General features: G+C 64.3%; 15 protein-coding genes. 5 read left to right on the top strand and 10 right to left on the bottom strand.

Annotated elements, in window-relative coordinates:
* Nucleotides 1-168 precede the first annotated feature (168 nt).
* Nucleotides 169-618 (top strand): ferric reductase-like transmembrane domain-containing protein, encoded by a 450-nt coding sequence (locus AAGA68_26460; protein MEM9388611.1) that lies wholly within the window; start codon nt 169-171, stop codon nt 616-618.
* Nucleotides 619-717: 99 nt separating this feature from the next.
* Here the strand turns inward: AAGA68_26460 and AAGA68_26455 are convergent, their stop codons facing one another.
* From AAGA68_26455 to AAGA68_26430, 6 genes are all read right to left on the bottom strand, one after another.
* Nucleotides 718-2,583, bottom strand: a complete 1,866-nt coding sequence (locus AAGA68_26455) for a S8 family serine peptidase (GenBank protein ID MEM9388610.1) — start codon at nt 2,581-2,583, stop codon at nt 718-720.
* Nucleotides 2,584-2,743: 160 nt separating this feature from the next.
* On the bottom strand, nt 2,744-3,280 hold the full coding sequence (locus tag AAGA68_26450) for a hypothetical protein (protein ID MEM9388609.1): 537 nt from the start codon (nt 3,278-3,280) through the stop codon (nt 2,744-2,746).
* Nucleotides 3,281-3,377: 97 nt separating this feature from the next.
* On the bottom strand, nt 3,378-4,523 hold the full coding sequence (locus AAGA68_26445) for a PQQ-dependent sugar dehydrogenase (GenBank protein ID MEM9388608.1): 1,146 nt from the start codon (nt 4,521-4,523) through the stop codon (nt 3,378-3,380).
* Between the two features lie 278 nt (nt 4,524-4,801).
* A complete protein-coding gene (locus tag AAGA68_26440) occupies nt 4,802-5,005 on the bottom strand; it encodes a 4-oxalocrotonate tautomerase family protein (protein MEM9388607.1) in 204 nt (67 codons plus the stop codon).
* A 21-nt stretch (nt 5,006-5,026) separates the two neighbouring features.
* Nucleotides 5,027-5,368, bottom strand: coding sequence for a nuclear transport factor 2 family protein (locus tag AAGA68_26435; GenBank protein MEM9388606.1), 342 nt, complete (start codon nt 5,366-5,368; stop codon nt 5,027-5,029).
* 24 nt (nt 5,369-5,392) lie between these two features.
* The gene (locus AAGA68_26430) at nt 5,393-6,022 is read right to left on the bottom strand and encodes a glutathione S-transferase C-terminal domain-containing protein (GenBank protein MEM9388605.1); all 630 of its coding nucleotides are present in this window, start codon (nt 6,020-6,022) and stop codon (nt 5,393-5,395) included.
* Between the two features lie 90 nt (nt 6,023-6,112).
* On the opposite strand from AAGA68_26430, the gene AAGA68_26425 reads away from it, so the two are divergent.
* Complete coding sequence (locus AAGA68_26425; GenBank protein ID MEM9388604.1) at nt 6,113-7,048, top strand: LysR family transcriptional regulator; 936 nt, start codon at nt 6,113-6,115, stop codon at nt 7,046-7,048.
* A 199-nt stretch (nt 7,049-7,247) separates the two neighbouring features.
* The gene (locus AAGA68_26420) at nt 7,248-9,149 is read left to right on the top strand and encodes a hypothetical protein (GenBank protein ID MEM9388603.1); all 1,902 of its coding nucleotides are present in this window, start codon (nt 7,248-7,250) and stop codon (nt 9,147-9,149) included.
* Nucleotides 9,150-9,159: 10 nt separating this feature from the next.
* Here AAGA68_26420 and AAGA68_26415 read toward each other — a convergent pair whose 3' ends face one another.
* The 3 genes from AAGA68_26415 to AAGA68_26405 form a co-directional block, all read right to left on the bottom strand.
* The gene (locus AAGA68_26415) at nt 9,160-9,822 is read right to left on the bottom strand and encodes a glycoside hydrolase family 3 protein (protein MEM9388602.1); all 663 of its coding nucleotides are present in this window, start codon (nt 9,820-9,822) and stop codon (nt 9,160-9,162) included.
* A 170-nt stretch (nt 9,823-9,992) separates the two neighbouring features.
* Nucleotides 9,993-10,211 (bottom strand): helix-turn-helix transcriptional regulator, encoded by a 219-nt coding sequence (locus AAGA68_26410; protein ID MEM9388601.1) that lies wholly within the window; start codon nt 10,209-10,211, stop codon nt 9,993-9,995.
* Between the two features lies 1 nt (nt 10,212).
* Complete coding sequence (locus AAGA68_26405; GenBank protein ID MEM9388600.1) at nt 10,213-10,734, bottom strand: DUF2975 domain-containing protein; 522 nt, start codon at nt 10,732-10,734, stop codon at nt 10,213-10,215.
* A gap of 72 nt (nt 10,735-10,806) precedes the next feature.
* Between AAGA68_26405 and AAGA68_26400 the strand changes: the two genes are divergently transcribed.
* Both AAGA68_26400 and AAGA68_26395 read left to right on the top strand, forming a co-directional pair.
* Nucleotides 10,807-11,172, top strand: coding sequence for a hypothetical protein (locus tag AAGA68_26400; protein ID MEM9388599.1), 366 nt, complete (start codon nt 10,807-10,809; stop codon nt 11,170-11,172).
* A gap of 86 nt (nt 11,173-11,258) precedes the next feature.
* Nucleotides 11,259-12,680 (top strand): glycoside hydrolase family 5 protein, encoded by a 1,422-nt coding sequence (locus AAGA68_26395; protein MEM9388598.1) that lies wholly within the window; start codon nt 11,259-11,261, stop codon nt 12,678-12,680.
* Here the strand turns inward: AAGA68_26395 and AAGA68_26390 are convergent.
* On the bottom strand, nt 12,677-12,817 hold a 141-nt coding region (locus AAGA68_26390; protein ID MEM9388597.1), incomplete at its 5' end, for an IS630 family transposase. The two genes, AAGA68_26395 and AAGA68_26390, sit on opposite strands and share 4 nt — an antisense overlap.

The following is a 12,817-nucleotide window of genomic DNA, read 5'->3' as shown; positions in this document are numbered from 1 at the left end:
TGCATGAGCGACCCCAACACTCGGAAAACGCCGGCCTCAACCCTGAGAACGCCTCACAGGCACTCGCTCAGCTGCGGTCAACGCCCTACGATCTCATCTCAGGGGCTCAACGCCACACCTCATGAATAAAGCAGGCTAGTCTACGGGGAGTACGTCCACCGCACGGGGTTGCTCTCCCTGCAGCTAGTGGTGCTCGCCCTAGCGATCACACCCCTTAGGCGATGGCTACCCTACGCAAGCCTCCGGCGGTGGCTGGTCAGCCAGCGCCGCGCCGTCGGCGTGGCCAGCTTTGCCTACTTGGCCCTCCACGTGTGCGCCTATCTGTGGCGCCAGCCGTGGTCCCGCGTCCTGACGGAGGGGGCGAGCGCCGCCTACCTGAGTGCGTGGATGGGGGCGGCGATCATGTTGCTGCTCGCAGTGACCAGCAACGACCGCAGCGTGCGTCGCCTCGGTGCTCGTTGGAAGCGACTTCATCGCGGCGCGTACGTAGCAGCGAGCTTGGCCTTCGCGCACTGGGTGCTCACGGCCTACGATCCGAGGATGGCCTACGGGTGGTTGCTAGTGTTGCTCTTGATCGAAGCATCCCGATTGCTGCCCTCATCGACCGCCGAAGCGTAGGCCCTAGGTGGCCCGAGCATTGGCGCCGATCGGCGTAGCTCGCTGGGGGAGGAGGCTGCTTGCCGCCTCCCCCTCGGTTGCCGGGGCCTGGGCGTGATCTTAGTCGTCTTGCAGGGTGGTCACCTGCCCCGTAGTGCGATAAAGAGCGTTCGTATCGCCGACCGCATCGGACCAGAGGTAGCCGTCACTCCAAAGATAGGCATCGGACCAGAGGTAGCCGTCGCTCCAGAGGTAGGCGTCGGACCAGAGGTAGCCGTCGCTCCAAAGGTAGGCGTCTGACCAAAGGTAACCGTCGCTCCACAGGTAGCCATCGGACCAGAGGTAACCATCGCTCCACAGGTATCCGGCGCCCCAAGTCGGGTTGCCCCACAGCTGGGCCGTGTCTTCCACCATCACGACTTGGCCATCCTCCGAGCGGGCCATGAGGGGCGAGAGAGCCTCCTCGTAGAGAATGCCCGTCTGGTTGAGGGCCGCGTTGATGTCGAGCACGCCGGCACCGGCGTGCGTTGGGTCTGCATCGATCTTGCGCGCCGAGCGCATCAAGCGTGCCTTGATGGTGGCCGGCGTTAGCAACGGGTCCTTTTGCAGCATGTTCGCTGCGGCCGCAGCGACCAGGGGAGCCGCCATGCTGGTGCCGGACAGCTCGAGGTAGCGGCCGTCATCGTCGGCGGAGCAGCCGCTGCGGTTGCACCGGTAGAGGCGGTCTTCCATCTCATCGCCGAGTTCCGAGTCTTCGTCGGCAGGCGCCAGCACTCGGTTGCCCGGTGCGATTAGGTCTGGCTTCAAGACGTGATCGATCAGCGTAGGGCCGCGTGAAGAGTACGTGGAGACGTAGTCATCCGAGAAGTCCGCGGTGCCGCTGTCGGTGAGTGAGCCAACCGTGATCACCTTGCGCGAGTTGCCGGGGCTGGTGATGGTCATGTGGCCATCGCGGCCGTAGTTGCCGGCGGACACCACCACCACGATGCCTGCGTCCCAAAGCGCCTCAGCGGCCTGCACCAGGGGATCGTTCTCGGCAGACTCCTCGATGGCCTTGCCGAAGGAGATGTTGACCACTTCGATGTCGAAGGCCGGACCGTACTCGAGGAGCCAGTTCATGGCGGCGATCGCATCGGAGGTGTTACCACGTCCCCGACTGTCTAGCACGCGCATGGAGAGCAGGGTGGCGTTTCGTGCCGCGCCGCGCAGGGCCCCCGCGCTCGAGTTACCGCTCCCGACGATGATGCCGGCCACGTGGGTGCCGTGGCCGAAGGGGTCGGTTCGCTTGCTGCTGTTGCGACTGTTGACCTGACCGGCGGGGCTTAGCTTAGGGCGTGGGTACTTGCCGTTGAGGAACTCGTACTGCGTGTAACCCTTGAAGTCGTTGTGCTTGGCGAGGCCCGAATCTAGCACGGCTACGCCTACGTTCTGCCCGGTAAACTGCCCGTTCGGTGCATTTTGATCCGGCACGCGAGCCGTGCTCTTGGAGGAGAACGACGAGGCGATAACCGGGGCGTCCATCGACAGGCGGGTCACCGGCGCCAGGGCGGCGAGCTGATCGATGGCGCCGGCGCTGATGCGCACGGCGGCCATCCCGAGGGCGCCGTAGTGCGCGAGCACTTCACCTCCCAAGCGTTCTAGCTGCTCTGCACTCGCCAACGAATTGTCGAAGCGGATGACCAGCTGCACCTCTTGCTCGCCACCGGCCGAGGCGATCGCCTGCACGGAGCGGCTCATCTTGCTGCGCGCCTCGCTGAGTTGGATATCGCTCAACGCCGGCGGCAAGGGCGCGATCGGCGCAAGGGGCATCGAGCTCACGGATGCGACGAGGTGCGTCGCGGCCTCGGAAGCGTCGGCCGTGATGGCCGGCGTAGCAGCACTTGCGAGCCCTGTGTGGGGGAGGCCTTGCACGTACTGGTGGTTGATGCTGACGGCAACCGCTAGGGCAAGCGCGCCGCCGGCCACGTAGGAAGTAAGCTTGCTCATGATGGAATCCTCGGGCGGTGAAACGATGGTGACATTTCACCGCACGAGGGCGTGCCGGGGATGGGGAGCCAACAGCGCGCCACAATGAAGCATGTGATATGCGTCACATAACGGTTTTGGCAATGCCCAAACAGGCTCCCTTGGGCTTCGCCACCGGCGGTTAGTCGGCAAGGTCCTCTTCAAGGTGTTCGGCGTTGTGCGCCTGCTTATGCTCTTCCTCGATCTCACGCACGGCGTCGAAGAAGCTGCGACGGCCGCTAGTGAGACCGAGCGTGCGCCAGGTGGGTGCAAGGCGGACGACGCGCTCGCGGAACGCACACTCGTAGTATTCGGGATCGAGGAACCCCTGTTGGTATTGGAAGTGCATGTTGTCCCAATGGGTCTGTTGGGCGATCTGCCACTGGCGAAAGCGTCCCCTCTCCTCGTCCGTCAGAGCGTCCAACGCCTTGATATCTCGTGGGTAGCCGGCCTTGGTCAGCTTGACGATGATGGCGCCTACCTCGCTCTGCGCCGCGTGTACCAGCATCTCTTGCAGCGCGTCAGCCCGCATCTGGTAGGTTTGCGCCAGAGCCAAACGGCGGCTCTCTTCCATTGCCCGCGTGTTCTGGCGCACCTGTATGGCCAGGTAGATCAGTGAGGCGATCACGCCGATGGCGCCCAGCAACTCGCCCAGGGCGCCGAGCTCTGTGATGCTCATGCTAGTGTCCTGTCCCCTAAGTGCGTTGAAGAATTCGCGGGTACTTTTTGCCCCTAGGCACGTTGCTCCTCCTCCCGTGGGGCCTACTAGGCGGTGCCTAGGACTTCGGCGTCAGCTTGAGCAGCCGGCCTCGGCTTCGACCGCGTTCATCTTCGAGCACCCAGAGGTTGCCCGCCGGGCCCTGCGCCAGGCCCCGGATGCGTGCGCCCATCGGGATGCGTTCGACCTCGCTTGCGCTGCCGTCTTCACCTAGTTCCACGCGGATGATCGCCTGGGAGGAGAGACCCGCAATCAGCGCGTTGCCGCGCCAGTCGGCGAAGGCATCGCCCCCGTATACGATCAGGTGGCCGGGCGAGATCACCGGCGCCCACCAGGCGGCCGGGGCGTTGAACTCCGGTCGCGTGTCATGATCGGGGATGGGGCGGCCGTTGTAGTGATTGCCGTTAGAGACTTCGGGGTAGCCGTAGTTGGCCCCGCGAACCACGAGATTGAGCTCATCGCCACCGCCGGGGCCCATCTCCACGTTCCACAAGCGGCCTTCGAGATCGAAGGCGATGCCGAGGGGGTTGCGGTGGCCGAGGGACCAGATCTGGCCGTACACGCCGACGTCGTCGACGGCGGGATTGCGCTCGAGGTAGTCCGCGAAGGGGTTGTCCTCGGGGATGGAGCCGTCGTCGCGTAGGCGCAGGATCTTGCCGAGGTTCGCCTGCATGTCTTGGGCTGGCGTGAACTTCTGGCGCTCACCTGAGGATATCCATAGGTATCCGTCGTTGTCGAAGAGCAGGCGGTGGCCATAGTGACCTCGGCCGACCACCTTCGGGTACTGGCGCCAGATCACCTCGAGCTCCTTTAGCTGGGCGGCACGTCCTGCCTCCTCGAGGACCGCACGAGCCACGGCGGCGCCGCGCGTACCGCCCGTACCGCGCTCCGCGTAGCTTAGGTAGATGATGCGGTTTGCCTCGAAGTTGGGATGGGTGATTACGTCGCCGAGGCCGCCCTGTCCGCCGTAGTCGACGTCCGGTAGACCGACCACCGGGCGAGAGGAGTCTCCGTCTTGACTGACGATGCGCAGGTTACCCTTCTTCTCGGTCACGAGCAGGCGGCCATCGGGCAGGAAGTGAAAGGCCCACGGCTCGTCGAAGGAGGCGATCGGCTCGACGTCGAAGGGGAGTTGGGCCCGCGCGCAGGCGGCGATCAGGACTGCGCTGGCGAGCGTCGCTAGGGTGGTGCGAACGAGATTCATGTCGTTTCCTTCCGATGGGGTTAGATGCCTCATTGTAGGCGAGGTGAGGAGCGCGGCCACGCACCGCTGACCCGATCCGACGGGTTTACGGGCAGGGACCTCCAGGGACCTCCAGGGGCTGGGCGCCATGCCGACACCCACCGCGAAGAGGTTGCGACGGCCATGGCGGGTTGTCCAAGTGCGTGCCCAGGCGGCCGTTGTGCGCCGTCATGACGGGGATGGCCGATACGGGCGAGCAGCATGCTCGCGCTCGTCGCGACCACGCCGCCCCCCGCCGCTCAGGAGTGCCGCTGCCGGTACTCGATGACCGGCAGCCCGGCGATGCCCCAGTTCTCCATCTCGACCTCGTCGATCACCACTACGGTGGTGGCGGGGTCCTTGTTCAGCACCGCCTGCAACAGCTCGGTCATGCCGCTGATCAGAGCGGCTTTCTGCGCGGACGATACCCCTTCGCGGGTCACCTTGATGTTCACGTAGGGCATGGGGAAGTCTCCTGTGTGCCTCTAGTCTTCGATGATCTGAAAGACCTTCGCCATGATCCGCCATCGGCCTCGCTCGCGCACGAGGGTCAGGAAATCCACGAAGCGGCGGGACCCGATCACACACCTGACCCGTGCCATGGCGGTGTTGGGCCCGGCCAGTTCGATAGCATCGATGGCGTCGTGGCGCGGGTCACCGCGCGCGGCGGGCGACTCGCGGGCGGCCACCACCGAGAGATACTCGTCCATGTGGCGCACCAGCGTGGGGTGTTCGTCGGCTGTGGCGTAGAGCGCCTGCGGATGAAACACCGTGGCCAGGCGCGTCGTGTCGCTGTAGTACAGCCCCTGGAAATAGGTGACGAGCACCTCCTCAGATCGCCTCGAAGGGACTCATGAGGCCAGCTCCGCCGCCCGCAGGCCCTCGGCGGTCATCGCGTTGACCACGGCCGGGCGGGAACGGATACGCTGAAAGTACGCCACCAGCGCAGGCCACTGGGCCAGATCGTGATCGATCACGAAGGACCAGCTGAGTAGTACGAACGCGTAGGCATCCGCCACGCTGTACTGCTCACCCAGCAGGTAGGTGCGCCCATCACCCAAGTGCGCGCTTAGCGTATCGATGCGCGCGGCGAGCTTGCGCTCCACCGCCCGCTTGCGCTCACCCGCGAGGGCCTCCCCAGAGAAGTAGGGACCATAGGCCTTGTGCAGCTCTGTAGACAGGAAGCTGAGTATCTCGTGCAGGCGGGTGCGGGCGAGCGTGCCTGGCGTCGGCGCCAGGCCCGCGGCCGGCGCACTGTCGGCGAGGTACTGCAGGATCGCGGTGTTCTCCGTGATGATGTCGCCGTCGTCGGTCTGAAGGGCCGGCACGTAGCCGTTCGGATTGATCGTGCGGTAGTCGATGCCGGAGGCGGTGATGGCCTTCGCCGTATCGGTCTTCTCGAGAGTGAAGGTGAAGGCCAGCTCGTTGAGCACGATGTGCGAGGCCAGGGAGCAGGCGCCGGGCTTGTAGAAAAGTTGCATCGGATATCTCCAAGGGGGGTGTTGCGGTACGTGGCGTGCACTGTAGGTGAGCCTTGAATATTCTGAAATGGAATGATTGGAAAGATGAGTATGAGCATTAAGAATTTTAAGCGACTGCCCCTGCTCGAAGCCTTCGATGCCATCATGACCCGCGGCAGCCTCGTCGCCGCGGCGGATGCGATGCAAGTTACCCAGTCCGCCGTGAGCAAGCAGCTGGCGCAGTTGCGCGAGTGGTTCGACGACGAGCTGTTCGTACGCACGAGCGACGGCATGCAGCCAACGCCGCGTGCGCTGGCCTTGCGCGAGCAGGTGGAGGCGATTCTGGCCCAAGCTGCCGCGTTGGTTGCGCAGGCCCCGATCTCACCGGCCGACTTCACCGGATCGTTCGTGATCAGCGCCACCGATGAGGTGCTCATGCGCCTCGTCTCCCCCCTGGTCAGTCGACTTGCTTATCAGGCGCCGCGGATGCGCTTGATCACCGTACCGCTCGCCCGTGACTACTCCGTCCGCGAGCTCGAGGCTGGTCAGATCAACCTGCTGGTAGGCGTGAATTGGCATGCGCCGGACACGCTGAAGTTACGCAAGCTCGCGACCGATCCGTTCGTGTGCGTGATGCGAGCGGACAACCCTCTGGCCGGCGGGAATCTCACCCTTCGCCGCTACGCTAAGGCGACCCATGTGCTGGTGGCGCCCCTCGGTTACCGCAAGGGCGTTGTGGACATCGAGTTGGAGCGGCTGGGGATGGAGCGTCATGTATGCGCGTCCGTGCCTGCCTTCAGCATGATCGACGCTCAGCTGTTGGGCGATACCCGTATCACCACCGTGCCTTCGCGGGTCGCGACGCGCCTCGCCCAGGCGGGCACCTTTGTAGTCAAGCAGGTCCCCTTGCAGCTGCCAGCGACGGACTACTACGCCCTGTGGCATCCGCGCTTCTCGGCGGATCCGCGCATGCGCTGGATGCTGCAGGAGGTAGCGGACGCCTTCGCTGAGGGTGCAGGATCCTGTGCGGCGCCTGCCGTGGGATGAGGTGTGTAGCTCGGCGGGCGTAGCCCTTACGGAGGTTGTTCAGCGGCACGGTGAGCAGGTCGTCGCCAAGTGGGCAACTTGACGTCGCAACGATCGGATAGCGCGTGCTGCGATAAGTGCCCCTTCCCCTGCGCCGGTATACTCAACGTGCGGCGTGTCGGACACACGTCGACCGGCACGACTTCAAAGGACGAGAGCGATGAACGCAATACCCCTCACACGCGCAGCGGCTATGCTCGCATGCTCAGCTACCTTCGCCCTCGGCACGGCGCTGGCGGGCAACTTCGAACAGGACGTGTTCGGTCCCATCGTGATCCCCGCCCAGCTGGAACGTTACGAGGCGATCGCGGACAGCAGTGAGGTGAATCTGCTCGGCGTAGCGAGTGGCTTAAGGCGAAGTGCCGGTTTCGATTTTCCGGATGGCAACCCGATCGGCACCAGCGCAGGTACCGTGCGCTTCAATCGTGGCTTGCCTCTGTACTACACGGTCGCCGCCGGCCCGCGAACGGGCCTCTACGGCTGGGATAGTAACGCGGACAACGGCTTTGCGACCGCCGACTTTCGCCCGGGAAGTGGGGTACGCGCCCTACGCGCCTGGGGTTACGACGCCCCGATGTGCGCAGGCGTTCGCGGCAATGGTCCGCGCCTGTGGGCCCACTTCACCTCCATCGCTCGCCTGATCGAACACTACGGTCCCCTCGGCGGCCTTGCCGGCGGCAGCTCCGGCAGCATCACCTTGTTCCTCACCGAGAGTGCGCAGGCCAATCCGCTGGTGACCGATTGCGGTAACCGCGTATGCAGCCGCGTAGAAGCGGGCGCACGCGAAGCCTTCTGGATGAAGGCGATCCAGGGCCTGACCGAGGCAGGGCTCATCGGCGATATCGTCTTGATCGTAGAGTTGATTGCGCTGATCGAGGAAGAGGGCATCCTAGCGCTCCTGCAAGGTGATGACCCTCTCGCTGGCGTCGAGGCTCTACTCGATATCTTGAGTGACCCGGCCGTGCAAAGCCTGATCAATCCCGAGGTGATCGACCTGCTGCTGACCTCGCCGGACCCCGTCTTCCACGCCATCGACCTGATTGACAGCTTGGCCAACGCCGCCACCTTCACTGTGGATGATCCGACCGTGTTCGTACGTCCCGGCGTGATCAACTTCGACGCTTTCGCCGAGATCGTTGGTCGCCTCGGCAACTTCCTGGCTGCCTACGGCGAGTATGACATCGAGACGGCGCGCAGCTTAGTGGATGCCTGCGCGGTGCCGGGCCGCTTCATGGATTGGCCCACCGTCGCTACGCTGCCAGCGGGCGATAGCACTTGCGGCGAGGCGTTCTCTGCCCTTTTCGACGACTATCTCGCCAATCTCGATGACAACGCCCCCTCCCGCTTGGACGACCCGATCGGTCGCTACGTGCAGATGGCAGTTACCACCGCCGTACTTCAGGGCGACGCGGTAGACAGCTACACGCAAGCGCGCACGCAGTACCTGGCCGCCCAGCCGATCAACTGGGACGTTAGCTTTGATGATATCCGCTTTGGCTACTGGGGCCGTAGCTCGGATATCGCTCGCGCCGAGGCGCGCCTCGCAAGCGATTTCCCCGACCTCAAGAGCCAACGCTTCACCAGCCTTGGCGAGGCGCCCTGGCGCGAGATCTTGACCCTATCGCCGGCGGAGCCGGGCCTCGCGCGGGCCTTGGAGCTGCCCGATGGCCGCTTGTCGGCCGGCGGCTGGACTGATCCCGTGCCCACGCAGGTATTGCAGGCTCTTGGCTGCGAGGAAGTGGTGCTGGTGAATCGGCGCGACGGGATCGGCGCTTTCACCACCGGCGTGGCTGAACTGCTCGGTGCGAGTGAAGCGGAACTCGATGCGCTCTACGACCTTGCGGACCCGACCAGCAGCTTCTCCGATGCGCTCAGTCGGGCCAGCGGCGTGTGGTGCACGGACTGGGACGCGCCGGATACCTTCGACATCGAGGGCCTGTCCGCCGAGGGCTACGAGGCACCCTTCGAGACTGACGCGCCGTTCTTCACCCAGGCGCCCGAGCCCTACGAGGGGATTTCGTCGGATTTAAATCTTGTGGGGTGCACACCTGGGGTGTTTTGAGCTTCCGATATCAATAGGTGAGGCCGAAGCCGAACTCGAAGAGCGGGTCGTAGGCCTCATCCCCCACGTGCAGGGGAATCTGGTTCGCCTCGCGCGGCCAGGAGAAGCTGAGCTTGCCGCCGAACGGGTGGTCGCCGAAGAACACGTCGGCGATCCCCGCACCTTGCGAATCTGATAGCCAGGCGACGACAAAAGCATCGGAACTGGCGAGCGCCTCGTTTACGAGCAAGGGCCGTCCGGTGATGAGCACGGTGATCACGGTCTTGCCCGCGTCGTGGTGGGTCTCGATGAGCGCGCGCTGCGCCGGGTCGAGCACCAGGTCGCCGGCCGCGCCATCGAAGCCTAGCGTATCCTTTAGAAGATCGCTCAGGATGCCTTTGGAGCCGTGAATCTGCTCCCCGTTCAGGGAGCTGAAGGAGGCCATGATCGACACCACGTCGGCGTCGATCGCATCGATGAAGCTCGGCAGGTGCATCGCCTGCAGCTCTTCGTCGCCAAGCTCGGCGTTGCCGCGGTCGATCCCGTCGATGGTCGCGCCGTCGGCGAGGAAGTGCTTGGCGGCGGCGGCCGCAGGGCACGTCTTCGGGAGCATGGGGATGTGAGTGGCGTCCGTTGTCTTGTGCGCTGGTCGTGCTAGGCGGGCACGCCCCGCAGAGAAACGTGAGGAGAGCATAGCGGTGCGTGCCTGGCACCAGCAGGCGTGCGGAGCGTAGACGGCAGCACCCGCGGGGCGACAGGGCGGCGCCCGATGGCGCCGCGTAACGGGGAGCATGATAGCGACCCTCGCGCAAAGGATGGCAGCGCTGCGCCATCGCCCCTGGCCTACACGGCCTGATTGCTCGCCTACTCGTCCTCGGGCGGCGCTTCGAATACCAGCAGGTCTCCCGGTTGACAGGACAGTGCCTCGCAGAGTTTCTCGAGCGTAGAGAAGCGCACGCCTTTCACTTTTCCAGTCCGCAGCAACGATAGGTTTTGTTCGGTGACGCCTACGATGGCCGCGAGCTCTTTGCCCGTGATGCGGCGCTGGGTCATGACGAGATCGAGGGTGGTGCGGATGGGCATGTCAGACGAACTGCCGGTTTTCGCTCTGCAGGCGCGCGCCCTCCAAGAGCAGGCTCGCGAGCACCCAGAACACCAGGGCCAGGCCGATCGCCTGTAGCTCGTGGCTGCCGAGACTCAAGCTCAAGAGCTTCTGTCCGGGCGGATGGTTGACCGAGAGCACGACGCTAGCGAGCACGTGGTGCAGCGGGCGCAGCAGCGCCTGCGCTAGCAGCAGCACGGCGAAGCGCCTCAGATCTCGGCTGTTAGCGTCGTTGAAGTACTCGCCCCGGGCGAACTTGGCGAACGATCGACGTAGGAAGTAAAGCGCGGCGAGGCCGGGCAGGGCGGCGAGCACCGTTAGCAGGAGGAGCGCATACCACTGCGTGGGCTCCACGCTCACCCACTGGATCGGCAATGCTAGCGTGCGTTGTGTGAGGCGAGCGAAGGCGCCGATATCGAACAGGGCGTACGCGCCCAGGAGCACCTGCGCCAGGATGAGGCCGGCGCACGCCCATGCCACCAGCTGTGAGAATCGTCGAGTCATCGATCCATCCCTTGAAATTAAATTAAAACAGCAATAGATTATTGTTTTATTTTAATCACTGCAAGGATCGAAATGATGTCAGATCGACACTTGGCGGTTAGGAGACTGGTCGCATCGGCGCTCCTGCTAAGCGCCTCGCTGCCCACCACGAGCCACGCCCTCACGGTGGCGGGGTTCAAGGCGATTTGCGAAGCGGCGACGGTGGCGTGCGACGCGCACCCCATGCTCAACGCCTACGTTGGTGGTTCCCTCGACATGATCGCCACGCTGGACGAGCGCACGTCGTTCCTGGGCGAGGTGTACTGCCGAGCGCCGCAGGAGTTGTTCGATGTGGCGGCGATCATCCGGTACGTGGAACACAAGGCGCCGCGCGCGCAAGCGAACGCAAATGCGATGACCCTGGTCGTAGCGTACCTCGTGGAGAAGGGCGGCTGTTGAGGCCTCGGGTGTCGGGCACAACGGGCACTTGACTCAAAAGAGCCCCGCACACACGCTGATCAAGTGGTTCCGCAGGAGGTTCCTCGTTGAGTCGCTCACACCTGGGCCCAGCGCCCGTCTCTTGCGAGGCCGTGCTCCGCGCGTGCGGCGTGTTTATCGTCATAGCGTGCGCTTGCGCGCGCCTGTCGGCCCAGGAGCTGCCGCCGAGCCCGCTCGAGCGCGGGGTCAACTTCGGCAATATGCTCGAGGCACCTAACGAGGGCGATTGGGGCTTGACGCTCGAGGCGGAGTATTTCGCGCGGGTCAGCGCCGTTGGTTTCGATCATATCCGCTTGCCGGTGAGTTGGACCTATCACACACAGGCGAAAGCGCCTTACCGCATCGATCCCGCCTTTCTCTCGCGTGTCGTGTGGGCGATCGAGCAGGCTCGTGCGCGGGGGCTTGCGGTTGTCGTCAATGACCACCATCACGATGAGCTAAACGCGGATCCCGACGCGGAAGGCGAGCGGGCTCTGGCGATATGGCGACAGCTCGCCCACCGCTTGCGCGCCTACGATCCCGATCAGGTGTACTTCGAGTTGCTGAACGAACCGCACGGCGCCTTCAACGCTAACCCTGAGCGTTGGAACGCCTACCTTGCCGAGGCCTTGGCAGTGGTTCGCGCGATCGATCCAGATCGACCCGTGTTGGCAGGTCCTGTGCAGTGGAATAGTGTCGATGCCCTGGATGCCTTCGAGCCTCCCGACGATGCGCACTTGATCGCCACCGTACACTTCTACGAGCCGTTCGGGTTTACCCACCAAGGGGCTGAGTGGATCGATCCGATACCGCCCCTCGGGGTGGACTGGATCGGCACCCGCTACGCGCTCGGTTGGGGCTGGGAGAATTGGTCCTGGGATACCACGACCGACGCCGAGGACGCGGGCATGCGCGTGACCTTCGATGCGGGATGGGCTGGGTTGGCCTTGCACCGAGGCTCGCCCCTCGATGCCGTCGACTCCCTGACCGTGGAGGTTGACCAAGCCCTGTCCTTGAGCATTCGCGCTGGCATGGGAGATGACTTCGCCGTGCGCGAGTTGCAGTCTGGGCCAGGCGTCAATCGGTACACGGTGACCTTCGATCCACCGCTAGCCGCCACGGACATTCACCTGCAGAACAACACGCCCGATCCGCAGGCGCCCTTCACCGTGTCTTTCCTCGAAGTGACCTACGAGAGGAATGAAAGTATTAGGTTGCTGGTGGATGAAGCCGCGTTCATCGCTCAGGGTCTAGCGCTCGCCGAGCGCTGGGCCGTGGCGCGACGCCTGCCGCTCTACGTGGGGGAGTTCGGTGCGTACAGCCGCGCGGACACGGCCTCTCGCGTACGCTGGACTGGCAGCGTCCGCGAGCAGATGGAGGGGCTCGACTTAGGCTTCGCCTATTGGGAGTTTGGCGCGGGTTTCGGTCTGTACGATCCCGAGGCTGGTCGCTGGCGCGCCCCCTTGCTCAACTCGGTCTTGCCTCGCTAGTGTCCTGTAACAGCTGATTCAGTAGCGATTCGGCGCGTTGGGTCGAAGTACTTCCACTTCACGGTCTTTGGCGACTTGTTGTACTGGCGTACGTAGCGCATGAGCTTACGCTTCAGATCAGTCACCGAGGTAAAAAC

This window comes from Pseudomonadota bacterium, from assembly GCA_039193195.1.
In the GTDB taxonomy this organism is placed as follows: Bacteria; Pseudomonadota; Gammaproteobacteria; order Steroidobacterales; family JBCBZW01; genus JBCBZW01.
This window is presented reverse-complemented; position numbering and strand designations above follow the sequence as displayed.

Coding starts and splice junctions, on each gene's coding strand:
- AAGA68_26400 (MEM9388599.1), top strand. CDS start 10,807: ATGATGTCAGATCGACACTTGGCGGTTAGGAGACTGGTCGCATCGGCG.
- AAGA68_26420 (MEM9388603.1), top strand. CDS start 7,248: ATGAACGCAATACCCCTCACACGCGCAGCGGCTATGCTCGCATGCTCA.
- AAGA68_26440 (MEM9388607.1), bottom strand. CDS start 5,005: ATGCCCTACGTGAACATCAAGGTGACCCGCGAAGGGGTATCGTCCGCG.
- AAGA68_26405 (MEM9388600.1), bottom strand. CDS start 10,734: ATGACTCGACGATTCTCACAGCTGGTGGCATGGGCGTGCGCCGGCCTC.
- AAGA68_26425 (MEM9388604.1), top strand. CDS start 6,113: ATGAGCATTAAGAATTTTAAGCGACTGCCCCTGCTCGAAGCCTTCGAT.
- AAGA68_26415 (MEM9388602.1), bottom strand. CDS start 9,822: ATGCTCTCCTCACGTTTCTCTGCGGGGCGTGCCCGCCTAGCACGACCA.
- AAGA68_26410 (MEM9388601.1), bottom strand. CDS start 10,211: ATGCCCATCCGCACCACCCTCGATCTCGTCATGACCCAGCGCCGCATC.
- AAGA68_26430 (MEM9388605.1), bottom strand. CDS start 6,022: ATGCAACTTTTCTACAAGCCCGGCGCCTGCTCCCTGGCCTCGCACATC.
- AAGA68_26450 (MEM9388609.1), bottom strand. CDS start 3,280: ATGAGCATCACAGAGCTCGGCGCCCTGGGCGAGTTGCTGGGCGCCATC.
- AAGA68_26445 (MEM9388608.1), bottom strand. CDS start 4,523: ATGAATCTCGTTCGCACCACCCTAGCGACGCTCGCCAGCGCAGTCCTG.
- AAGA68_26455 (MEM9388610.1), bottom strand. CDS start 2,583: ATGAGCAAGCTTACTTCCTACGTGGCCGGCGGCGCGCTTGCCCTAGCG.